Raw genomic sequence first — 21,568 nt, 5'->3', positions numbered from 1 at the left:
AAGGGTGATGGGAAATGCGCGTTGTTCTCCTGCAGCCACCGGCGTGGCGGCTGGAACATCCGGCCGGCACGATCGCCGACGTCCTGGGAGCGCTGCGGATCGCGTTCGGCAACCTCGTCCGTGCTCACCTCCGCGAGGGAACCGAACTCGGGATTCGATGCGCCGACGTCTTCCGGTCCGGCGGGCCGGTGCCGGACCAGCTCATCAGTGCCATCGCGCACGACCACCTGCGCCAGGCGGCCCCCACGGCCTTCCTCCTCGAAGGGCACCCGCAGAACACCGCCCAGGCGCGCGCGTTGGACGAACTGCTCCACGAACTCGGCACGCCCCTCGACCGCGTGCTGCATCTGCACCTCTCCGAGCACGAGATCGAGCGCCGCGTGCGGCACCAGGCAGCCCGCCGCCTGTGCCGCGAGAGCTCGCTCCACTGCTATGAACCGGAGGAGGCCGACCTACCGGGCAACGACACGTGCGAAGTCTGCGGCGGTGAGCTGTACCAACGTGAGGACGACAGGGAGGAGCGCATCCGGGGCTGGTTCAGGTCCTATGACGCGTTGGCGGAGCCGCTCATCCAGTACTACGCCGGTCAGGACCTCGTCGTCACGATCGATGCCGTCGGCACGCACGAGCAGATAGCCGGGCGCGCGCTCACCGCGCTCCGCGAAGCCGGCCGCTGACGTCGGTCCGAACGATGTCGCCATGCTCCTGCGCAGTCGCGGAGCCGGCAGAGCCCGACTGGCCGATCCTGCGGAAGCGGCGGGTCCGGTGGCAACGGCGGCCGGGGAGTACAGGCCTCCGGGCAGAACGGCGTGGACGGGACGGCCGGCGTGAGCGGCTGTGTCCTCCTCGTCGCCACCCCGTGAACCCGGGCGCTGCCGCAACGCGACCGGCCCCCGAGACGTCGGGCGATCGCCGCGAACGGAGCTGAACGCCCGCCAGGCCCGGCCGCCGTGGAGTCCGAGGACCTCCACGGCGGCCGGGCCCGGTTGAGTACCGGTACTCATGCGGGGAGGCCGCCCGCGTCGGCGTCATGGCACCCGTGAACACAGCGACGAACACCCTGGTCACCCGGGACCCGAAGTGGTGGCACTATCCGCTGGCCGGCACCCTCCTGATCCCGGTCTGCTGGATCGCCCTGCAGACCGTCATGATCGGCGACGACCTGGCGAGCGACTGCGCCCTGAACAGCGGATGTGCCAGCGGCAGCCGGGACACCTACCGGCGCGTGGTGCTCGTCCTCGGCCGAGGCCAGCTCCTGCTCGCCGTGGCCGCCTGGCCGCTGCCCCTGACCCGTCGATGGACGATCGCCCGCTTCGTCCTCTCCGCGTTGTCCGCCATGTGTGGTGCCGGTACCAGCCTGGTGGTCCTGACCTCCTGAGCCGACCGGCCGGACCTGGAGCAACGGGCAACCGGTGGTCAGATGTCCGCCACCGAGTGCCCGATCTCGCGGGCGTGGGCAGCACTCGTCTCCCAGTCCAGCGCAGGCTCGAGCGCCGCGACCGCCCAGCGCGTCAGCGGGCTGCCCGCCAGGATCGCGGCTACGGCATCGCGATTGACGGGTCGTTCGTGGTAGCCCTCGGCATCCGTGCTGACAGCCTCCGCACTGCCGTCCGCGAGCACCCCGAACAGCCAACCCGCTCCGTCGGACTGGCCCTCGGCGAACACCACCGGCCCGCACAGCCACGTGGAGGCGCCGGCCTCGCGCCAGGCGCACACCGTCGCTTCGAAGAACCCGTCGGACTGCAGCTCCGGGGCTGCCGGGTAGTGCGCCAACCCTGCCGGAAGGCCGTCCAGCAACCCGGGCCAGTGGGCCCGGGGCCGCTCCCGCGCGGCATCGCTCTCGTAGCTGAAGCCGTAGAGGAGGACCCCGGCCGGATCGAAGACGATCCCGTACCGATCGCCGGATTCGTCCTCCATCGTGGCCAGGTCCACGCCTGGGCGCCAGTTCGGCTGGTAGTCATATCTTGGAGAGATCTCGGCGAGCATGAAGTCGAGCAGCGCCAGCGCCCGGAAGCGGGCCCGCAGGACGTCCGGCTCGGCCAACCCGGACACCAATTCGTGAACGTTCATGACGGGCATTGAACAGGACCCCACCCGACAGGCCGTCAGCCGGGTCCGCTTACCGGGCAGGCCACCTCAGGCCCGACGAAGTGCTGCTACCCGTACACCGAACGGTAGTAGGCCGCGGCCCCCGGGTGCAGGGGGACGGCGCCGGTGGAGACGGCGAAGCGGGGCTCCAGTCGGGCGCCGGCCGTTACCGAGCGCAGCAGGGTGGCCCATTGGTCGAAGAGGATGCCGAGCAGGTGCCGGACGGCGTCCTCGGGGACGCCCGGGCGGGCGGTGAGGTAGTTGCCGACGCCGAGGGTGGGGACGGGGTCGGCCAGGCCGTAGGCGCCGGCGGGCAGGGTGACGGCCGTGTACACCGGGCCGTAGTGCTCGCGCAGTTGGGCGGCGACGGTGTCCAAGGGCACGAAGCGCAGCGGCAGTTCGCGGGCGAGCGCGGCCACCGCGGGGGTCGGTACGCCGCCGGACCAGAACACCGCGTCCAGCTCGCCGGCGCGCAGCCCGTCCAGGGATTCGGCCAGCCCGAGGGACTGCTGTCGTACGCCGACCCCCGCCCGGCGCAGCAGCCGCCCGGCGGTCACCTGGTTGCCGGAGCCCACCGCGCCGGTCGCCACCCGGCGGCCCGCCAGGTCGGCCAGGTCGCGGACCGGACCGTCGGCGGGGGCCAGCAGGTGCAGGTAGTTGACGTACACCCGGGCCAGCGCCGTCAGGCCGAGCGGACGGTCGAAGGAGTCGCGGCCCAGGACGGCGTCCTCGGCGACGTCGGCGGTGGTCAGCGCCAGGTCCACCGAGCCGTCGGCGAGCTGCTGGAGGTTGTCGACGCTCGCCGCGCTGCTCACCGGGGTGAGGGTGAGGTGCCCGCTCGCGTTCACGGCCTCGGTGAAGGAGCGCCCGAACGCGTTGTACGGTCCGCCCTCGGGCCCGGTGGCCAGTCGCAGCGAGCGCGTCGGAGCCTCCTCGGCGGAGCAGCCGGTCGCGCAGCCCGCGGTGAGGGCCGCCGCGAGGGCTGCGCCCAGCAGCGTGCGGCGGCGCGGGGCGGTGGCGGCCGTGGCGGCCGTGGCGGTCATGGCCGGAAGGGTAGCGCGGCGGGCGCCGGGGCCGGGAACGCGGGCACCGCCGGGTCCCGGACTGCAGGACCCGGCGGTGCCGGGGGTGTTGCGGGGTGGTGCCGGGCGCGGGCCGGGCGTCAGGCGCGGCGGCCGCGCTTGCGGCGGGCGAGGTAGACCGCGCCGCCGCCGACCGCCAGCAGGGCGACGGCCGAGGCCGCGATCGGCCCGGTGTTGGAGTCGGCGCCGGTCTCGGCCAGCGGCGGGCCGGAGACGGTGCTGGTGGCCCCGGCGACGGCGGTGGAGCCGTCGGTCGAGGTGGCCGAGCCGGCCGGGGTGGTGGCGGACGAGCTGCCGGTGGGCTGGCCGCTCGGGGTGTCGCCGCCGACCGGGGCGCCGGTGGTCGGGTCCAGGATCAGGGTGGCCGACTGCGGGTTCTTGAAGTCGAACATGCCCTCGATGGAGCCGGCGTGCTCGTCGAAGGAGGAGTCGCCGATCCGGCCGGTCTTCCAGTTGTCCTCGACGAAGCGCAGGACGGAGGTCTGGTCGGTCTGGGTGTGGTCGACGAAGTTGGCCTTGGCGTACGGCGAGACGACCAGCAGCGGCAGGCGCGGGCCGAAGCCGCAGCGGTCGGCGTAGCCGCCCCAGCCGGCGTCCTTGCCGCACTGGCCGGCGCCGCTCAGGCTGTCGTTGGCGGCGTCCTTGGACCCGTTGACGGGCTCGGCGAACTTGTGGTCGTACCAGCCGTCCGAGTCGTCGTAGGCGATGACGACGGCGGTGGAGGCCCAGTCCTTGGACTTCTGCAGCTTGTTGATGGTGTCGACGACGAAGTGCTGCTCGTCCAGCGGGTCGGAGTAGCCGGCGTGGCCGTCCTGGTAGTTGGCGGCCTTGAGGTAGCTGACGGCCGGCAGGTTGCCGCCCTGGAGCGCGGCGTCGAAGTCGGTCAGGTCGTACTGGTGGTTGGCCTGGCCGTCGTGGCCGATCTCGGCGACGTCCTTGGGCGCCAGGTGCTTCGGGTTTGCCGTGGACTTGTAGTACTGGAACGGCTCGTGGTGCGGGTTGTAGTCGGTCTGCGAGGCGCCCACGATGTTCTTGTGCGCGGAGTCGCAGGCGGCCTTGCCGTCCTTGGTGCCGGTCGGCTTGAAGCCGCCCTGGAACCAGCCCCAGCTGACGCCCTTGTCGTTGAGCAGGTCGCCGACGTTCTTGCCGGTCATCACCAGCTGGTTGTGCGCGGGGTTGGAGCACTCGTCGAGGCCCGGGTCGGGGTCGTTGATGACGGTGCCGATGCCCTTGGCGTCGGGGGAGGCCACCACGTAGGCGTCGGTGGTCTGCTGGCCGGTCTTCGGGTCGACCGGGTAGCCGCCGTGGGTGTTGCCGGTGACCAGGTTGATCGCGCCGGGGGTGGAGGGCCCGTAGTTGGTACCGAAGGAGTTGTCGCTCATCGCGAAGTGCTGGGCGTAGTTCCAGTAGCCGGTGACGGTGTTGCCGTCGTAGTAGTCCATCACCAGGCCGGGCGCGGTGTACATCGGGGCCTTACAGCTCTCGATGTCGGTGTGCTCGACGAACTTGTCCATCTTGCCGCCGTCGAAGGCGAGCTGCTCGTCCTTGTAGGTGTGGTCCTGGTCGCAGGTGACCGCCTGGGACGGGGTCAGCCGGACCGGGTTGTTCCGGTTCGGGTTCTTGTGCAGCAGGTCGTCGCTCAGGCCGTCCACCTTGGGGGTGTCGGGCTTGGCGGTGAACTTCACCTTGTCGTCGGCGGTGTTGGCCGCGTTCGGGTAGGTGCCGAAGTAGTGGTCGAAGGAGACGTTCTCCTGGAATATCACCACCAGGTGCTTGATCGGGGTGGCGGTCTGCGGGCCCTCGGCGGCGAAGGCCGCGGGTGCACCGGCGAAGGCGGCCAGCGAGGCCGCACCGATCAGGCCGGCGCCGTAGCGGAGCAACCTGTTGCGGGAGGGAACTGCGTGCATGGTCGGTTCCTCGGACGTCATCGTCATGTGTGTCAGAAGTTGGGGCCGTGACGCGCGTAGCACGAGCGGGCGCGGCGGCTAGACGCTAGAGCGTAGCGGTGAACACGGTTGACGGGTCCATGTGAACACGAGGTAAATCGCCGAGGTACGGAACTCTTCGCCAGGGCTGCCACCGGGAAGACAAGTCCGTTGAATGCCCCCCGAATCCGACGAATACGGGACGTCTTCCGACGGTTTCCGGCCAGAAATGTCGCTTCCATCCCGGCCGGGGCCGCCGACGGACCCGGCGCGAAATCGTGGTCGATCTCACGGAACGCCCCCGGCCCCGCTGCGCGAGCGGGGCCGGGGACGGGGCTGGGGGTAGCGCAGGGCGCCGGGGGACCGGGGGCGGGCGGTCGGGGTGGCCGCCCCCGGTCCCCCGGCGCCGGTCAGCCGGCGGTGGACTCCGCCTGGACGCCCTGGAGCGCGGACACCAGGGAGTCGACGTCCTGCACGGTGTTGTACAGGGCCAGCGAGGCCCGGGCCGCCGTCTGCAACCCGTAGGCGGCGAGGGCGGGTTGGGCGCAGTGGTGGCCGGCCCGGATCGCGATGCCCTGCTGGTCGAGCGCCCCGGCGAGGGCGATCGGGTCCGTCCCGGCGAGCAGGAAGGTGAGCACCCCGATCTTGCCCGGGGCCTCGCCGATCAGCCGCAGCCCGGGCACCGTCCGCAGTGCCGCGGTGGCGTACGCGGTGAGCTGTTCCTCGTGCGCGGTGGCGGCCGCGCGGTCCAGCCCGGAGACGTACCGCAGGGCGGCCCGCAGCCCGGCGACCCCGCCGATGTGGCCGGTGCCGGCCTCCAGGCGGTGCGGGACGGGGGCGTAGCTGGTCTCCTCGAAGCTCACCGAGTCGATCATGTTGCCGCCGCCCTGCCACGGGGGCATGGACTCCAGCAGCTCCCGCTTGCCGTAGAGCGCGCCGATCCCGGTCGGGGCGAAGATCTTGTGCCCCGAGAAGGCGTAGAAGTCGGCGTCCAGGGCGGTGACGTCCACCGGGAAGTGGGCCACCGCCTGGGCGCCGTCGACCAGCACCTTGGCGCCGTACCGGTGGGCGAGCGCCGTCATCTCGGCCACCGGCGGTACCGTCCCCAGCACGTTGGAGGCGTGGGTGAGGGCCACCAGCTTGGTCCGGAAGCCGAGCAGGTCCCGGTAGGCGTCCTGGTCCAACTGCCCGTCCGGGAGCAGCGGGATCGGGACGACCCGGGCCCGGCGCTCCTTGGCGATCAGCTGCCAGGGCACCAGGTTGGAGTGGTGCTCGGCGGCGGAGACCAGGATCTCGTCGCCGACGCCGAGGTTGGCCCGGCCCCAGGTCTGGGCCACCAGGTTGACGGCCTCGGTGGTGCCGCGGACGAAGACGATCTCGTCCGGGTCGGGGGCGCCGAGCAGCTTGGCGGCCTCGGCGCGGCCCTCCTCGTAGATCTGGGTGGCCTGCTTGGCGAGGGTGTGCGCCCCGCGGTGGACGTTGGAGGTGCCCGCCGAGTAGTGCTCGCCGACGGCCTCGACCACCTGGCGGGGCTTGAGGGTGGTGGCGCCGTTGTCCAGCCAGACCAGCGGACGGCCGTTGACCTCGCGGTGCAGCTGGGGGAAGTCGCGGCGGACGGCCTCGACGTCGAAGCCGGCCGCGGGCGCGGCGGGCGGTGACGTCCGGTCGGCCCGGGTGGGCAGCCAGTACCGGGGGCCGCCGGCGGCGTGGGCGAGGGCCTCGGGGAGCGGGAACGGGGGCACGGCGGTCGGGGCTCCGGCGGTCGGAGCTGCGGCGGTCGGGGAGGCGGCGAGCCCGCCCGGTGTGCCCGTCGCTCCCGGGGCGCTTGTAGGTCCCGTCGCTCCCGGGGTGCCCGACGCGCCCGGTGCCCCGTTGACGCCGGTGCCGCGCCCGAATCCGTCAGGAGTAGTCATGGTAGTTGGACACCTCGACGTTCTGCAGCACGGCGACGGCGTCGTCCACGAGCGCGGCGGTCGAGAAGTAACTGGTCACCAGGTAGGAGGTGATGGCCTGCCGGTCGACGCCCATCGCGCGCACCGCCAGGCCGGGCTCGACCTCGTCCGGGACCTTGGCCGGCCGCAGGCCCACCACGCCCTGGCGCTCCTCGCCGACCCGCATCAGCAGGATGTTGGTGGTGCCGGGCGCCGAGTTCGCCGAGCCCTTGAGGTCCAGCTTGTCGGAGGGCAGCAGCGGCACGCCGCGCCAGGTCAGGAACGGGCTGCCGAACAGCTCGACGATCTGCGGCGGCACCCCGCGCCGGGTGCACTCGCGGCCGAACGCGGCGATCGCCCGCGGGTGGGCCAGGAAGAACGCGGGCTGCTTCCAGACCCGGGCGAGCAGTTCGTCCAGGTCGTCCGGGGTGGGCGCGCCGCCGCGGGTGCGCACCCGCTGGGTCGGCACCACGTTGTTGAGCAGGCCGTACTCGGGGTGGTTGAGCATCTCCCACTCCTGGCGCTCGCGCAACGCCTCGACGGTCAGCCGGAGTTGGGCCTGGACCTGGTCCATGTCGGAGTTGTAGATGTCGGCGACCCGGGTGTGCACCTTGAGCACGGTCTGGGCGATGCTCAGCTCGTACTCGCGCGGGGCCTCGTCGTAGTCGACGAAGGTCTCCGGGAGGTACGGCTCGCCGGAGTGGCCGGAGCTGAGGGCGATCGGGTGCTCGGCGTCGGTCGGGGCCTGGGCGGCCGCGAACTCGTCCAGCTGGGCGCGCAACGAGGGCTCCCGGTCGGCGAGTTCGGTGAGCAGCCGGCGGTCCAGGGTGAGCACGGTACAGGTGCTGACGGCCTTCACCCGGTACGGCATGGCGGAGCCGGCGGCCCAGGCGGCGGCGTCGAAGAAGTCACCGTCGCCGAGCACCGCCAGCAGGGCGTCCTGGCCGTAGGCGCCGTCGGCGCGCTTCTCGGCCCGGCCGGAGGCGAGGACGTGCAGCTGCTCCGCCGGGCCGTCGGCGTCGACGATCAGCTCGCCGGGTGCGACCTCGCGCTCGGTGAACCCGGCCGCGAGCGCGGTGAGCACCGGGCTGTCGACCTGGCTGAGGAAGGCCAGTTCGCGCAGGTCCTCGGCGATGACCCGGGTCGCGCCGGAGCCGTCGACGTAGGTGCTGACCAGGCCGTCGCCGAGGATGAAGCCCCGGCGGCGGTTGACCCGGAAGACGCCCGCCTCCAGGTCCACCCAGGGCAGCACCCGCAGCAGGTAGCGCGGGGTGATCCCGAGCATCTGCGGGACGGTCTTGGTGGTGGTGGCGAGGTTGCGGGCGGCGGAGGTACTGAGGCTCTGCTGGCTGGGCTGGTTCTGCGGAACGGCCTGGGTGGTCACGGCTGGTCCCCTCTGCGGCAGGTGTGGGAGACGGGATCCGACGGGGCGTCGGAGCGCCTCGCCGATTCTTGCCGCTGGAACTGTTTGTCGTGAGCACGTTTGAAGGCACCGGATAGCGGACAGCCGCTGCGCGAATGGGTGACTCAAGGCCGCCAAACTCACTCGAACGGGTGAGCTTTCTATAACGGGTGCCGATGCTTCCCCAAGCACGGCTTGGAAGCACGGGGGGCGGGTTGGGGCGCACGGCGGGGGCACCCCGGCCGGACCGGCTGGGGGGCAGGTGGCTGCTGCCGCCGTCGTGCGGGGGCAGCGCCTGCCGCCGCTGCGCGCGGGGGCCGTCGGCTCAGGCGTAGACCGCGATCCGGGGCTCGACCGTCCCCCGGGCGGGTCCGTGCAGGACGGTGAGCCGGTAGCTCTCGGTGAGGGTGTGGCCGGAGTGCAGGACGATCTTCGCCGGGATCAGCGCGGTGTACAGCGTGCCGGTCTGGCTGGCCAGCGGCACGGTGTGCCAGCGGCCGTCCGTCCCCCGCAGCTCCAGCCGGACGTCGGAGGTGCTGAGGAACGGGCCCCGCTGGGGCGACTCGACCAGGATCTGCGGGGCGATGGTCTGATCCGTCGGGGTGTCGTTGCTGTAACTGAAGGTGATCCGGTGCGGCGCCCGGTCGGTCGGCAGCGCGGAGTCGGGCAGCTCCACGAATCGCACCGGCACGGCGGCGGCCGGACCGGACACGGTGGCAGCGGTGGCAGCGGCGGCCGGGGGCGCGGCGGCCGCCCGCGCGGGCGCCGTGAGCGCCGTGGCGGGCAGGACGGCGAGGGCGGCGGCGGTCAGCACCAGAGCCCGACGGGGGATCGTCCTGGTCGGCATGGCGCCTCCTTCGGTCGAGGGGCGGCTGGGGGCCGGTCGCCCGGCGGACGGTGTCCGCGGGGCCACGGACGGTCGCCGGCCGGGCGGTTCGTACTCCACCACCTTGCACGTGCCCGGCGGATGGCGCATCCGCCGGGTACGGGTCGGCTCCCGGGGGTCGGCTCCCGCAGGTCAGCCCAGCGGGCGGCAGAGCAGCGCGTCCGGGGCGCCGTACTGGAGCCACCGCCAGGTGTCGGCGACCCCGGCGACGTACTCGCCGTCGGTGCACTGGCCCTTGTAGGAGCCGGGCGCCCAGTCACTGGCCACCGAGCCGCCGTTCGCGGGCCGGTTGTCGCCGTGGTCGAACCAGACCGTGCGGCCGGTGGTGGGCAGCGCGGTGGCGGCCGGGGCGCAGAGCAGCGCGGACATCGCGTTGTTGTGGACGCCGTAGCCGACGGCGAAGGTGTTGTCCGGGCACTGGAGCTTGTCGTAGCCGGAGGCCCAGTCGCCGCCGGTGACGTAACGCTGGTCGGTGACGCTCACCCAGTCGCCGGTGCCGAGGGCGGGTTGGCCGGTGTCGGTGCACAGGCCCCGGCTGCTGCCGCGGCCGAGGCCGGCCAGGCGCTGGCCGTCCGGGCAGTCGCCCTTGCGGTTGCCGGGGCTCCAGTCGGGCAGGCCCAGCATCCGGGCGGAGACGTTCTGGTCGCCGTGGTCGAGGTCGAGCATGTTCCAGCGGGCGACCGGTGCGACCTGTCCGGTGTACGAAGGGGCGTTCACCAGCTTGTTCCAGTCGGCGGCGCGCCAGTCGCCGGGGTCGTTCAGGCCCAGCTGCCGGCCGGCGGTGTCGTAGGAGAGCAGCGCCCAGCTGTCGTTCGGGACGCCGTCGTGCTGCCAGCCGACCAGCGGCCAGACGGCGAAGTCGGTGTCGTTCGCGGCGAGGACGTCGGTGAAGCGGTCGAACCAGGCCTGCTCCTTGGCGTCGGTCGAGCCGCGGCCGGCGGCGCCGAACTCGCTGACCCAGACCGGGGCGGTGAAGTGCTGGCCGTCCTGGGTGACGAACAGGGCCTCCTGGTTCACCACTTGGGCGAGCTGCTCGGGGGTGAAGTCCTCGTAGCGCGGGTCGGAGGTCGAACCCGGGCCGCTGCCCGCGCCGGTGTTGGCCGGGCCGGTGTAGGCGTAGAAGTGGGCGGCGTAGACCAGCTTGTCGGACCGGGTCAGGGTGTTGGACAGGGTCGCCACCGGGGTGAGCATCGGCCGGCCGTGGGAGAACCCGGCGGCGGGGATGCCGTACCAGTTGATGCCCTCCATGATGACCAGCAGGTCGGGGTCGGCCTGGAGGATCCGGTTTCCGGCCTCCTCGAAGGCGGCGTACTCGTCGTGGGCGTCGCCCAGGCCCCAGTTGGGGTTGTCCCAGGTGTCGCGGCGCACCTCGTTGCGCAGGTCCGCGCCGACCACCCGCTTGTCGGACTTGTAGCGGTTCGCCATGAACACCCAGTCGTCCTCCCACTGCTGGGTGCTCTGGCCGCTGTTCCAGCGCTCGTTGCCGTCCAGGCCGCAGCAGAAGCGGTAGCTGGTGGTGTGGTTGTTGAGGATGACGGCGAACCCGTCGGCGGTCAGCGCGGCCACGACGGCGTCGTAGACCTGGAGCGGGGTCTTGCCCCTGAGCTGCGGATTGGCGGCCACGGCGGAGTCCGGGACGGTGCCGCTGTCGTGGATCAGCGCGTTGGCGAACGGCAGCCGGACGGCGTTCAGGCCCAGGCCGTGGAAGCCCGTCAGGATCTGGCCGAGCGGCGCCCGGTCCAGGCCGAGCGGGATGTTGTACGAGACCTGGCCGGCCTGGTTGTGGGACGGGTCGGTGGTCGAGCCGCTGCCCTCCCAAGTGCCTTGGGCGCCCGCCCAGTTGCCCGCCTTGAGCTTGAAGCGGTCGCCGTTCGCGTCGACCACGTACCGCCCCCGGGTGCTCAGCGGGCCGCTCCAGGAGGCGGCGAGCCGGGCGCCGGTCAGCACGGGCGCGGCGGTCGGGGTGCTCGGGGCGGCCGGGGCGGCTTGTGCGGGTGAGGGGACGGCGCTTGCGAGGGCGGCCAGCAGGGCCGCCACCACGAGCACGGCTCGGCGGGCCGGGCGGATGGGTGTCACGGGATGTCTCCAGGACGGGGTGGCGAGGGGGCAGGGCTTGTCGACGGTACGTCAGAACAACTGTTCAGGACGAGACCCTGGACCGGTTGCCCGTGGGGGCCGCACGACCACTCGCCGGTGGTGAAAGGGGACAGGCGACCGTGCGTGGGCCCCGTGACGGTCAGGCCCGACCCGGCCGTGACGGTGAGCGCCGAATGTGCCCCGCCGGGTGGCATCCTGACGGGATGCACAAGCCGACGGGCGCCGAGCACGGCGACGATCCCGTGACCGTGAACCGACCGGCGCCGCGCGGCGCCCCCCGGGGGTGACGTGTCCCGCCGGAACCGGGCCGCACCGCCCGCCCGTACCTGGTGGCAGGTCCTGCGGGCGGTGGCCCACGACGTGTGGGAACAGGGCCGGACCATCGAACTCCTCCAACGGTCGATGGCGTTCGCCGCGCTGTTCTTCGTGACGCTCGTTCCTCTGCTGATCGTCATCGCGGCCGCCTTCCCCTCGCGCGGCAGCGGGATCGCCGAGTGGATCACCGACGGCCTGGGCCTCACCGGGAAGGGCGCCACCGCCGTCACCCGGCTCTTCGTCTCCCGCGGCCAGGTGCTCAGCACCACCACCGGTTTCGGCCTGGCCGCGCTGGCCGTCTTCGGGGTCTCCCTGATGGCCGCCGTCCAGGGCGTCTACGAGCGCATCTGGCGGCTCGACCGCGGCCCGTGGCACGCGGTCTGGCGCCAGACCCTCGGCCTGGCCGGGCTGATCGGCTACATCGTGCTGGCGGCATGGAGCAGCACGCCGTGGCGTCATTCGACCTTCCAGCCCACCGCCCGCATCGCCGCGACGACCATCGGCGGCGTCCTGCTGTTCTGGTGGCTCCAGCACCTGCTCCTCGCCGGGCGCGTCCCTCCCCGGGACCTGCTCCCGGGAGCGGTTGCGACCGTGGCGGCGCTGACGGGCCTGCGTCTCTTCTCCCGGCTGGTCTTCTCGCCCCTGTTGGTGTCCAACGCGGTCTCGTACGGGACGGTCGGCACGGTGCTGGTCGTCCAGTCCTGGCTCATCGGCGTCGGCTACACCGTCTACGGCGGTGCGCTGGCCGGGCGAGGCGTGGTCCGGGCCCGCCGTGGGCCGTAGTACCGGCCGGGCCGGGGCCGCATCCGGCCGTCATGCCATCCGGAGGGTGCGCGCGAATTCGGCTCCATGTCCCGGGTGACGCGATCGTCCTATCCTGAGGAGGTGGAAGCACACCCGGCGGCCGTACACCGGTGGACGTTCCTGACCAACCACGCGCGCGTCCTGGTGCAGATCGCCCGCGACCCGGGCATCAGGGTGCGGGACATCGCGACACGCTGCCTGCTGACCGAGCGAGCGGTCCAGCGGATCATCGCCGACCTGGAGGCGGAGGGCTACCTCAGCCACCAGCGCGTCGGACGCTCCAACGTCTACCACGTCATCGACGGCAAACAGCTGCGTCACCCCGCGGACAGCGGCCCGACGCTGGCCGAACTGCTGGCCGTCCTGCTGCGCTGACCGCGTCCTCCCCGCGGGGCGGCGATCGTCCGGTTCGTTCCCGCACTCCTCGGATTCCGCGGACCACGTGTCCATCGCAGGAGGCCGGATGCACGTCTCGCGATTGACGAATCACCGTTCACGTATCGGTTGACGTGAGAAGGGATTCGGCAGACGCTGGAGGTGTCGTCCCGTGCCCCCCGGCAGGAGAAGCGCAACACCGCGCACCGCGCCGACCGGACCCTGGCGGTCATCGCGGCCGGTAACCGGGTCGAGCGCTGCCGGAAGCGCCTCCGGCCCCCTGCGCAACGGGCACGAGGACACCCCGTGAGGCCGAACGAGAAATGAAGGAATTCCGGGATTCCCGAATCGACGGCCGAAAACGGGGAAGGCGCAGTCCCCTCCGCGCCGGCGAAGGATCACATCGCAAGGGCGGAAGAACGGAGTTCGTCGTGATCTTCCTCGGAGTCATCCTCCTCGTCATCGGATTCGTCACCGGGATTTCCATCCTGTGGACCGTCGGCATCATCCTGCTCCTCATCGGCCTCGTCCTGATGGTCATGGGCGCGGTCGGCCACGAGGTCGGCGGCCGCCGGCACTACTGGTAGGCGCGGGCCGTCCGCTCTCCCGCCGCTCACCAGGACCGACCGGGGTCCGTCGGCGGAGGCTGCCGCGTCCACTCCACCGGTCGCGATCACGAAAGGAACCAGTCATGGGTATCGGCAAGAAGGCCGCCCACAAGGCCGAAGCGGTCAAGGGCAGTGTGAAGAAGACCGTCGGTCGCGCCACGGGCGACCGCAGCCTGGAGGCAGCGGGCCGCGGTGACCAGGCCAAGGGCAACCTCAAGCAGGCCGGCGAGAAGATCAAGGATGCGTTGAAGCACTGACCGCCCGGCCTCGCGGCCTCCCACGGATCCCCGGGACGCTGAGCCCGCCCGGCCCTGTACGGAGCCGGGGGAGGCGCCCGCGGATCCCCTCCGGGCCCGACTCCTGAACGGAGTTGGGCCCACAGGCGTGAATCGAGGGACGATCATGGTGAAGGTTCTGCTGATACTGCTGTGCCTGGTCCTGCCGGGTCTCGCGGTGCTCATCAAGGACGGCCCGAGCATCAAGGTGCTCTGGGCGTTCCTCCTGCAGCTGTGCGGTCACGTACCCGGCGTCGTCTACGGCATCTACCAGGTCGTCAAGGACTGAACCCGGCGAGATGGCCGGGCTGGGGGGGAATACCGGCGGCCTCGACCGGCGGAAGGGGTGAACAGCGCCTGCGGGACGCTTATGACAACAGCATTGACGTGTAACCACGCCGCCGGTTTCATGGCTCGCACTTCCCCCACCCCCACACCCCCCACGAGCTAGGCGGTGATCCGTTGGCATCGACGGTGAAGGACGAAACGGGCAGCGGCCCGAGAGCGGGCGCGGCCCACGGCGCCATGCACAAGTCCATCGGCCTGCTGGACGGCGCGGTCATCGCCGCCTCCAGCACGGCCGCCACCAGCAGCATCGGCATCGGCCTCGGCCTGATGGCGGGCGTCGTCGGCCTGCACCTGCCGGCGATCATGCTGCTGGCCTTCCTGCCGGTGCTCGCCATCGCGGGCGGCTACGGGCGGCTGAACGCGGTCGAACCGGACGCCGGCAGCAGCTACCGCTGGGTCGGCCGCACGCTCAACCCCTGGCTGGGCTTCCTCACCGGCTGGGTCAACACCGTCGGCACGGTGGTCTTCATGGCCTACACCACCACCGTCACCGGCTCGGCGGTCATCCAACTCCTCGACCAGGCGCACCTGCGCAGCATCGCCGGGCTGCGCCTGGACGCCGACTCGACCGTCCAGTGCACCCTGCTCGGCCTGGTCGTTCTGATCGGCGCCGCCCTGGTCGCCGTCCGCGGCCTCGACCTCGCCGCCCGGCTGCAGAAGGCGCTGCTGGTCTTCGAGTACGCGGTGCTGCTCGGCTTCTGCGGCTACGGGCTGTTCGCCGGGGACCAGCCGTTCTCCCTCCAGTGGTACAACCCCTTCGACCTGCCCTCCTTCGGCGCGGTGGCCCAGGGCATGGTGCTCGCGGTGTTCTGCTACTGGGGGTTCGAGTCCGTGTTCAGCGTCGGCGAGGAGGTCCGCGACCCGCGCGACGCCTCCCGGGGCGGCTTCCTCGCCCTGGTGGTGATGATGCTGCTCTTCCTGCTCGCCGGGACGGCCTTCCAACGGGTGCTCCCGCTCGACGAGTTGGCCGACAACGGCGCCCACGGACTGACCTACTTCGGCACCAGGCTCGCCCACCAGCCGCTCGCCGCCCTGCCGTTGATCGCGCTGACCTTCTCCGCCGTGGCCTCCCTGCAGTCCTCGGTGATCCCGACCGCGCGCGGGATGTACGCGATGGGGCGCGACGGCGTGCTCGGCCCGGTGTGGACCAGGCTGCACCCCCGGCACGCCACGCCCGCCGTCGGCACCCTGCTGGTCACCGGGTTCGCCGTCCTGCTCGCCCTCGCCTCGATCGCCATCCCCACCGTCAACGACCTGATATCCGCCGCCGTGAACGCGATCGGCATCATCGTCGCCCTCTACTACGCCCTCACCGCCGTCGCCTCCGCCGTCCGCTTCCGCGGCCTGCTGCGCACCGACCCGCTGCAGGGCCTGCGCGCCGTGGTCGGCCCGCTGCTCGGCGCGGCGGCCCTGCTCGCCGTCGGCGGCTACCTGGCCTGGACCTTCTACGACTCCACCGACCACTTCGAACTCTCCGCCGACAACGGCTGGTTCGAGCTGACCGTGGTGGTACTGATGATCGTCACCGGACTCCCGTCGGCGGCCTGGGCCCGCTGGCGGCGGCGCGCACCCTACTTCCTCGACCCGACCGCCTGACCCGGCGCTTGACCCCCCGCCGTACCGCACGAACGGAGCACCACCCATGACCGAGGCCGATCTGGTCTTCACCCACGGCCCCGTCCACACCGGCGACGCCGCCCGCACCCGGGTGAGCAGCCTGGCCGTGACCGGCGAGCGGATCACCGCCGTCGGGCACGACGAGGTCCGCGCACTGATCGGGCCGCGCACCGAGGTCGTGGACCTCACCGGCAAGCTGCTGCTGCCCGGGTTCCAGGACGCCCACGTCCACGCGGTGTACGGCGGAGTCGAGTTGGCCGCCTGCGACCTCACCGGCACGGTCGGCGTGCCCGAGTACCTGGAACGGATCCGCGGCTACGCCGAGGCCAACCCCGACCAGGAGTGGATCACCGGCAGCGGCTGGTCCCTGGAGAGCTTCGAAGGCGGCCTGCCCACCCGGCAGTTGCTCGACTCCGTCGTGCCCGACCGCCCGGTCTACCTGACCAACCGCGACCACCACGGCGCCTGGGCCAACACCCGCGCGCTGGAACTGGCCGGCCTCACCCGCGACACCCCCGACCCGGCCGACGGCCGGATCGAACGCGAAGCCGACGGCACCCCGGCCGGGACCCTCCAGGAGGGCGCCACCGGCCTGGTCGCCCACCTGGTGCCGGCGGCCACCGCCGCCCAGCGGCTGACCGGCCTGCTCCGGGCCCAACGGCTGCTGCACTCGCTCGGCATCACCGGCTGGCAGGACGCCCTGCTCGGGGTCTTCAACGGCCAGCCGGACCCGTCCGACGCCTACCTGGCCGCCGCCCGCTCCGGCGCGCTGACCGCCCGGGTCACCGGCGCGCTCTGGTGGGACCGTGCGCGCGGCACCGAGCAGATCCCCGAACTCGTCCGGCGACGGGCCGAGTTGAGCTACGGCCGGTTCCGGGCCGGGTCGGTGAAGATCATGCAGGACGGCATCGCGGAGAACTTCACCGCCGCGATGACCAGCCCCTACCTGGACGGCTGCGGCTGCGCCACCGCCAACTCGGGCCTCAGCTTCGTCGATCCGGCCGCCCTGTGCGGATACGTCACCGAACTCGACGCGCTCGACTTCCAGGTGCACTTCCACGCCCTCGGCGACCGGGCGGTCCGCGAGGCGCTGGACGCCGTCGAGGCCGCCCGGACGAAGAACGGCCGGCGCGCCACCCGGCACCACCTGGCCCACCTCCAGGTGGTCCACCCGGACGACCTGCCCCGCTTCGCCCGGCTCGGCGCCGTCGCCAACATCCAGCCGCTGTGGGCCGCCCACGAACCGCAGATGGACGAACTCACCATCCCCTTCCTCGGCCCCGAACGCGCCGCCTGGCAGTACCCCTTCGGCGGACTCCAGCGTGCGGGCGCCACCCTGGCGGCGGGCAGCGACTGGCCGGTGAGCAGCCCGGATCCGCTGGCCGGCCTGCACGTCGCCGTCAACCGGATGGAGCCCGGAGCCACCGACGGCCGGGTCTTCCTGCCCGAGCAGCGCCTCGACCTCTCCTCCGCGCTCGCCGCCTACACCGCCGGATCCGCCCACGTGAACGGCCACGACGACGCCAGCACCCTCGCGGCCGGGCACCTCGCCGACCTGGTCGTGCTCGACCGCGACATCCTCACCGGCCCCCCGGAGGAGATCGCCGACGCCCGGGTGCTGCGCACCTACGTGGGGGGTGAACTCGTCCACGCGGCGGACTGATCGCGGGCGGCCGGGCTCGGGGCGGGTCGGACCCGTCCCGAGCCCGTTGCCACCGTCGGGCCCGCCGCCCGGCGGCCCGGTTCAGCCTTTCTCAGCAGCAGCCAGCCGGGCCGCGGCCGCGTCGAGCAGCAGGTCGAGCGCGTACGGATAGCCGCTGCGCCGCATGTCGGTGGAGAGCAGGTGGGCGGTGGCGGCGATGTGGGGGTGGGTGGCGGCGTCGAGACGGCCGTAGGAGGCCTGCCAGACCTGGAGGTCGGCCGTCGCCGCCGCGGCGGGGAGGGCGAGCGCGGCGGCGTCCAGGGCGGCGAAGCCGAGGCTCTGGTCGACGAAGGAGTGGTAGATCGCGACGGCCTCCGGGTCGGGGAAGCCGGCGGTGCGCAGCACGCCGAGGATCGCCTCGACGGCGGCCGCCTCGTGGGTGCGGCCGGTGGTGCGGTGGGCGGCGAGCAGGGCGGCCTGGGGGTGGGCGAGGTAGGCGGTGTGGATCCGCAGGCCGATGGCCCGCAGGTCGGCGCGCCAGTCGCCGGTGGGCCGCCAGCCGGCCTGGGCGCGGCCGATGAGCTCGTCGGCGATGGCCAGCAGCAGGTCGTCGGTGCTGTGGAAGTAGCGGTAGACGGCGCTGGGGTCGGCGCCGAGCGCGGCGCCGAGCCGTCGCACGGTGAGCGCCTCGGCGCCGTGCTGCTCGATCAGGCGCAGCGCCGTGTCGATGATCAGCTCCCGGGAGAGCACGACGCCCTGTCGGGTGGGCCGCCGCCGACGGCGCTGGGGCTCGGGGACCACGCGTTCGCTCATGCCCCGCAGGTTATGTCAGCGACGTTGACGTAGAACAGGGCTGCGGGCGAACGTTGCTCCTGGGACTGCTGAGTCGGAATGAATCGTGGGCAGTTCTGTGCAAGCCGTGCCGAATTCCCGGGGCATTCGTAGTGCTGTTCGAGGGTCGGTCACCCTCCGTGGTCGAGCGACTTTGTCGATATGGTGCTTGTTCTGTGCCGAGGGCGCGTGGAGGTCTGCATCCCCGCTGGTGGGAGCGGTCGAGAGATGACTGTTCATCAGGCAAGTTGTGATGGATACGTCTGACAGGTCATCAAAGTTCCACGATCGGCCACCCGGTTGGGTGAATTCCCTTTAAGCTCACGTTAATCACAGCGGTTTCAGGCCACGCTGTGGGCTCCCTCACGAAGTCGGGCCGTTTGGGCTCTTTGGATGATGAGAGCAGGGATGAACACAACGAATCAACTGAAGGACGGCGCCGCGCGCGGCCCGGACCGGTCGCGGCCGGGCCGGCCCGGCCGTCGCATCGTGGGCCGCCTCGCGGCACTCGCCGTCGTCGTCGGCAGCAGCTCGCTGGCGGCGGTCCCGGCGGCGGTCTCGCAGACCGGCGACGGGACGGTCACGGTCCGGGTGATCCGGGCCGTGGACGACTCCGGCACGTGGACGCCGGCGCTGGAGCCGAACATGGCGGGCGTCAAGGTGACGCTCACCGACGACGCCGGTGTCTCGATCGACGGCACCACCGCGGCGGACGGCACGGTCACCCTGGCGCCCGCGACCGGCAAGGCCACCGGCGGCAAGTACCGCGTCCAGGTGGTGAATCCGAAGCCGGGCGTGCTCTTCCCGGCCTTCGCCTCGCGGCAGGGCCTGGACGGCGCGCCGAACCAGCTCAGCTCCAACGAGGAGTTCGTCGACCTCAGCGGGGGCAAGAACGTCTCCTACACCACGGGGCTCTGGAACCCGGCGGACTACTGCCAGAAGAACGCGCCGCTGGTGACCGCCTGCCAGACGCCGACCTACCAGGGCAAGTCCCAGCGCACGCTGGTCTCCTACCCGTACAACTCGCGTGGTCAGGAGGGCCCGGGCAAGGACGTCGTCGCGACGAACGTCGCCACCGACGCCGACACCGGCACGATCTTCGGCATCGCCTGGAACAAGGCCGACAAGCGGGTGTTCTCCGCGGCGACGGCCAAGCGCACCACCGACTACGGCCCGGCCGGCTCCGGCGGGATCTACGTCACCGACATGAGCGACCCCACCAAGCCGGGGAAGACGACCGTCTTCACCACCGTCCCGAACGCGGGCAGTACCGCGCACGGGCCGGGGACGGACGACGCCTTCCTCGACGTGCCCGGAAAGGAGAGCCTGGGCGGCGTCAAGATCACCGACGACGGCAAGGACCTGTTCGTCGTCAACCTGAACGACCGCAAGCTCTACCGCTACGACGCCACCGCGCCGACGGCCTCGGCCCCGAAGGCCGTCTACCCGATCCCCGACCCGGGCTGCCCGTCGGCTGCGGACTGGCGGCCGTACGGTCTCGGTCTGCAGGACGGCACCGGCTTCCTCGGCGGGGTCTGCTCCGGCGAGTCCACCGGCAAGCTCACGGACGTGCGCGCCCTGGTCCTGCCGTTCGACCTCGGCACCGGGGCGTTCGGCAAGGCGGTGCTGGACCAGCCGCTGGACTACCCGCGCCAGTCCACCGTCGGCTCGGGCCCGTGCGACGGTGCGGGCTGGTTCGCGTGGACCAGCACCTTCCCGGCCTCGCAGAACGGCAAGGTCTGCGGCAACTCCACCATCGCGTTCCCCGAGCCCGAGCTCGGCGAGATCCTGTTCGAGACCGACGGCTCGATGCTGCTGGCCTTCAAGGACCGCTTCGCCGACCGCGGACCGGGCGCCCCGGCGCCCAACTCGGCGACCGTCATGTCCGGCGGCGACCTCAACAAGGCCTGCCCGTCGAACGGCACGTACGTGATGGACGTCAACCTCGGCTGCGGCAAGACCGTCCGCGGCGCCCGGTTCTTCTCCACCGGCTGGGACGAGGTGGGGCACCACAACACGGTGTTCGCCGGCATCGCGCTCTCCAAGGTCGAGAGCACCGTCGCGGGCTCCGCCTTCGACCCGGACCACACCGCGGTCGGCTACGGCACCTCCTTCATGGAGCGCTCCAACGGCAGCCACGACCCGAAGTTCGGCCTGCGGCTGACCCCGGCGGGCACCGGCTCGCCGTTCGGCAAGGGCGCGGCCATGGGTGACCTGGAAGTGCTCTGCGACCAGGCGCCGCTGCAGATCGGCAACCGGGTCTGGTACGACCCCGAGCGCAAGGGCATCCAGAACCCGGGCCAGACCCCGGTCAAGGGCGCCACCGTCAACCTCTACGACGAGTCGGGCAAGGTCGTCGGCACCACGAAGACGACGGCGCGCGGCGAGTACTACTTCGACAACAGCGACGTCCCCGGAGGCCTCAAGCCGCACACCAAGTACACCATCCGGATCGACAACCCCGCCGACTACGCCAAGGGCGGCCCGCTGTACCACTGGGTGCCCACCGACCACGACGTCGGCGACAACCACTTCATCGACTCGAAGGGCATCGTCCCCGCCGGCGCCAAGTTCCCCGAACGGGCGCTGACCACCGGCGGACCGGGCGAGAACGACCACACCTTCGACTTCGGCTACCGCCAGCAGGAAGGCGCGCTGAAGCTGGTCAAGAACGACCAGGACGGAAAGCTGCTGGCCGGTGCCAAGTTCCAGCTCTGGCACGAGACCAACGGCACCGACGGCCTGCAGACCACCGGCACCAAGCCGGACACGCCCGTCGGTGACCCCTGCACCACCGGCAACGACGGCATCTGCCAGGGCACCGGCGTGCCCGGGACGTACTACTGGCAGGAGTTGAGCCCGCCCGACGGCTACTCGGCGCCCGACAACACGGTCTTCGGGCCGCTGGTGCTCACCGCCGACAACCTGGAGGACGGGGTCAGCGTCACCGCCGTCAACAAGCTGATCCCCACCCCGACGCCCACCATGTCGTCCACGCCGACCCCGACGTCGACGCCGACGACCCCGCCGAGCACGCCGGCCCCGCCGGCGCCCGCTCCCGGCGGCGAACTCCCGCACACCGGTGCCAGCAGCGGGCTGCCGCTGATCGCGACCGGCGCCGCGGTGCTGATCGCCCTCGGTGCGGGACTGTTCCTGGTGGTGCGCCGACGCCGGGGCCAGCACCGATAGCCGTACCGTCGGTCATCCCGTCCTGACGGTCATCCCGTCCTGACGGGGTGACGCCCCGGCCGGGGGGGGGGGGGGGGCGGGGGGGACCCCGGCGCCCCCGGGGGGGGGGCACCCGCCCCGCACACGGAGGCGGAAGGCCGCCCCCGCCCCCAC

At 72.1% G+C, this 21,568-nt stretch carries 18 protein-coding genes; 10 read left to right on the top strand and 8 right to left on the bottom strand.

The window, feature by feature from the left end; translation table 11 throughout:
• Positions 1–14: 14 nt before the first annotated feature.
• The gene (locus ACFVXG_RS02825) at positions 15–677 is read left to right on the top strand and encodes an adenylate kinase family protein (RefSeq protein WP_387923609.1); all 663 of its coding nucleotides are present in this window, start codon (positions 15–17) and stop codon (positions 675–677) included.
• A 362-nt stretch (positions 678–1,039) separates the two neighbouring features.
• Complete coding sequence (locus tag ACFVXG_RS02820) at positions 1,040–1,378, top strand: hypothetical protein (protein WP_387923607.1); 339 nt, start codon at positions 1,040–1,042, stop codon at positions 1,376–1,378.
• A gap of 38 nt (positions 1,379–1,416) precedes the next feature.
• On the opposite strand, the gene ACFVXG_RS02815 is transcribed toward ACFVXG_RS02820, so the two are convergent.
• The 7 genes from ACFVXG_RS02815 to ACFVXG_RS02785 form a co-directional block, all read right to left on the bottom strand.
• Positions 1,417–2,070: a hypothetical protein gene (locus ACFVXG_RS02815; protein ID WP_387923606.1), complete on the bottom strand. Its 654-nt coding sequence runs from the start codon at positions 2,068–2,070 to the stop codon at positions 1,417–1,419.
• Positions 2,071–2,156: 86 nt separating this feature from the next.
• A complete protein-coding gene (locus ACFVXG_RS02810; protein WP_387923604.1) occupies positions 2,157–3,131 on the bottom strand; it encodes a TAXI family TRAP transporter solute-binding subunit in 975 nt (324 codons plus the stop codon).
• A 119-nt stretch (positions 3,132–3,250) separates the two neighbouring features.
• Entirely contained in the window at positions 3,251–5,077 is a 1,827-nt protein-coding gene (locus tag ACFVXG_RS02805; RefSeq protein ID WP_387923602.1) for an alkaline phosphatase family protein, read from the bottom strand.
• A 428-nt stretch (positions 5,078–5,505) separates the two neighbouring features.
• Positions 5,506–6,837, bottom strand: a complete 1,332-nt coding sequence (locus ACFVXG_RS02800; protein WP_387923600.1) for a SufS family cysteine desulfurase — start codon at positions 6,835–6,837, stop codon at positions 5,506–5,508.
• A 157-nt stretch (positions 6,838–6,994) separates the two neighbouring features.
• A complete protein-coding gene (locus ACFVXG_RS02795; protein ID WP_387923598.1) occupies positions 6,995–8,410 on the bottom strand; it encodes a family 2B encapsulin nanocompartment shell protein in 1,416 nt (471 codons plus the stop codon).
• 343 nt (positions 8,411–8,753) lie between these two features.
• Positions 8,754–9,275, bottom strand: a complete 522-nt coding sequence (locus ACFVXG_RS02790) for a signal peptide protein (protein WP_387923596.1) — start codon at positions 9,273–9,275, stop codon at positions 8,754–8,756.
• 171 nt (positions 9,276–9,446) lie between these two features.
• Entirely contained in the window at positions 9,447–11,390 is a 1,944-nt protein-coding gene (locus ACFVXG_RS02785; protein WP_387923594.1) for a glycoside hydrolase family 5 protein, read from the bottom strand.
• 309 nt (positions 11,391–11,699) lie between these two features.
• Here ACFVXG_RS02785 and ACFVXG_RS02780 point away from each other — a divergent pair, with 309 nt between their 5' ends.
• The 7 genes from ACFVXG_RS02780 to ACFVXG_RS02750 all read left to right on the top strand — a co-directional run bounded on the left by ACFVXG_RS02780 (position 11,700) and on the right by ACFVXG_RS02750 (position 17,416).
• Complete coding sequence (locus ACFVXG_RS02780) at positions 11,700–12,509, top strand: YhjD/YihY/BrkB family envelope integrity protein (RefSeq protein WP_387923592.1); 810 nt, start codon at positions 11,700–11,702, stop codon at positions 12,507–12,509.
• A gap of 102 nt (positions 12,510–12,611) precedes the next feature.
• Positions 12,612–12,905 (top strand): helix-turn-helix transcriptional regulator, encoded by a 294-nt coding sequence (locus ACFVXG_RS02775; protein ID WP_387923590.1) that lies wholly within the window; start codon positions 12,612–12,614, stop codon positions 12,903–12,905.
• Between the two features lie 431 nt (positions 12,906–13,336).
• Positions 13,337–13,492 carry a DUF6131 family protein gene (locus ACFVXG_RS02770; RefSeq protein WP_387923588.1) on the top strand — a complete coding sequence of 52 codons (156 nt, stop codon included), beginning with the start codon at positions 13,337–13,339 and terminating at the stop codon, positions 13,490–13,492.
• Between the two features lie 104 nt (positions 13,493–13,596).
• Entirely contained in the window at positions 13,597–13,770 is a 174-nt protein-coding gene (locus ACFVXG_RS02765; RefSeq protein WP_387923586.1) for a CsbD family protein, read from the top strand.
• 145 nt (positions 13,771–13,915) lie between these two features.
• The gene (locus tag ACFVXG_RS02760) at positions 13,916–14,077 is read left to right on the top strand and encodes a YqaE/Pmp3 family membrane protein (RefSeq protein WP_350507016.1); all 162 of its coding nucleotides are present in this window, start codon (positions 13,916–13,918) and stop codon (positions 14,075–14,077) included.
• 236 nt (positions 14,078–14,313) lie between these two features.
• Positions 14,314–15,732: an APC family permease gene (locus ACFVXG_RS02755; RefSeq protein WP_387923878.1), complete on the top strand. Its 1,419-nt coding sequence runs from the start codon at positions 14,314–14,316 to the stop codon at positions 15,730–15,732.
• A 46-nt stretch (positions 15,733–15,778) separates the two neighbouring features.
• Positions 15,779–17,416, top strand: a complete 1,638-nt coding sequence (locus ACFVXG_RS02750) for an amidohydrolase (RefSeq protein ID WP_387923584.1) — start codon at positions 15,779–15,781, stop codon at positions 17,414–17,416.
• Positions 17,417–17,497: 81 nt separating this feature from the next.
• On the opposite strand, the gene ACFVXG_RS02745 is transcribed toward ACFVXG_RS02750, so the two are convergent.
• Positions 17,498–18,208, bottom strand: a complete 711-nt coding sequence (locus ACFVXG_RS02745; protein WP_387923583.1) for a TetR/AcrR family transcriptional regulator — start codon at positions 18,206–18,208, stop codon at positions 17,498–17,500.
• Between the two features lie 426 nt (positions 18,209–18,634).
• Between ACFVXG_RS02745 and ACFVXG_RS02740 the strand changes: the two genes are divergently transcribed.
• Complete coding sequence (locus ACFVXG_RS02740; protein ID WP_387923581.1) at positions 18,635–21,415, top strand: SdrD B-like domain-containing protein; 2,781 nt, start codon at positions 18,635–18,637, stop codon at positions 21,413–21,415.
• Positions 21,416–21,568 lie beyond the last annotated feature (153 nt).

Source organism: Kitasatospora sp. NPDC058162 (assembly GCF_042884005.1).
In the GTDB taxonomy this organism is placed as follows: Bacteria; Actinomycetota; Actinomycetes; order Streptomycetales; family Streptomycetaceae; genus Kitasatospora.
Note: the sequence above shows the minus strand (reverse complement) of the source record. Positions and strands in the feature narration are given on the sequence as shown.

Excerpts from the sequence above, each read along its gene's own strand:
- ACFVXG_RS02805 (WP_387923602.1), bottom strand. The coding sequence starts at position 5,077 with ATGCACGCAGTTCCCTCCCGCAACAGGTTGCTCCGCTACGGCGCCGGC.
- ACFVXG_RS02745 (WP_387923583.1), bottom strand. The coding sequence starts at position 18,208 with ATGAGCGAACGCGTGGTCCCCGAGCCCCAGCGCCGTCGGCGGCGGCCC.
- ACFVXG_RS02760 (WP_350507016.1), top strand. The coding sequence starts at position 13,916 with ATGGTGAAGGTTCTGCTGATACTGCTGTGCCTGGTCCTGCCGGGTCTC.
- ACFVXG_RS02750 (WP_387923584.1), top strand. The coding sequence starts at position 15,779 with ATGACCGAGGCCGATCTGGTCTTCACCCACGGCCCCGTCCACACCGGC.
- ACFVXG_RS02740 (WP_387923581.1), top strand. The coding sequence starts at position 18,635 with ATGAACACAACGAATCAACTGAAGGACGGCGCCGCGCGCGGCCCGGAC.
- ACFVXG_RS02790 (WP_387923596.1), bottom strand. The coding sequence starts at position 9,275 with ATGCCGACCAGGACGATCCCCCGTCGGGCTCTGGTGCTGACCGCCGCC.
- ACFVXG_RS02825 (WP_387923609.1), top strand. The coding sequence starts at position 15 with ATGCGCGTTGTTCTCCTGCAGCCACCGGCGTGGCGGCTGGAACATCCG.
- ACFVXG_RS02765 (WP_387923586.1), top strand. The coding sequence starts at position 13,597 with ATGGGTATCGGCAAGAAGGCCGCCCACAAGGCCGAAGCGGTCAAGGGC.
- ACFVXG_RS02815 (WP_387923606.1), bottom strand. The coding sequence starts at position 2,070 with ATGAACGTTCACGAATTGGTGTCCGGGTTGGCCGAGCCGGACGTCCTG.
- ACFVXG_RS02755 (WP_387923878.1), top strand. The coding sequence starts at position 14,314 with ATGCACAAGTCCATCGGCCTGCTGGACGGCGCGGTCATCGCCGCCTCC.
- ACFVXG_RS02810 (WP_387923604.1), bottom strand. The coding sequence starts at position 3,131 with ATGACCGCCACGGCCGCCACGGCCGCCACCGCCCCGCGCCGCCGCACG.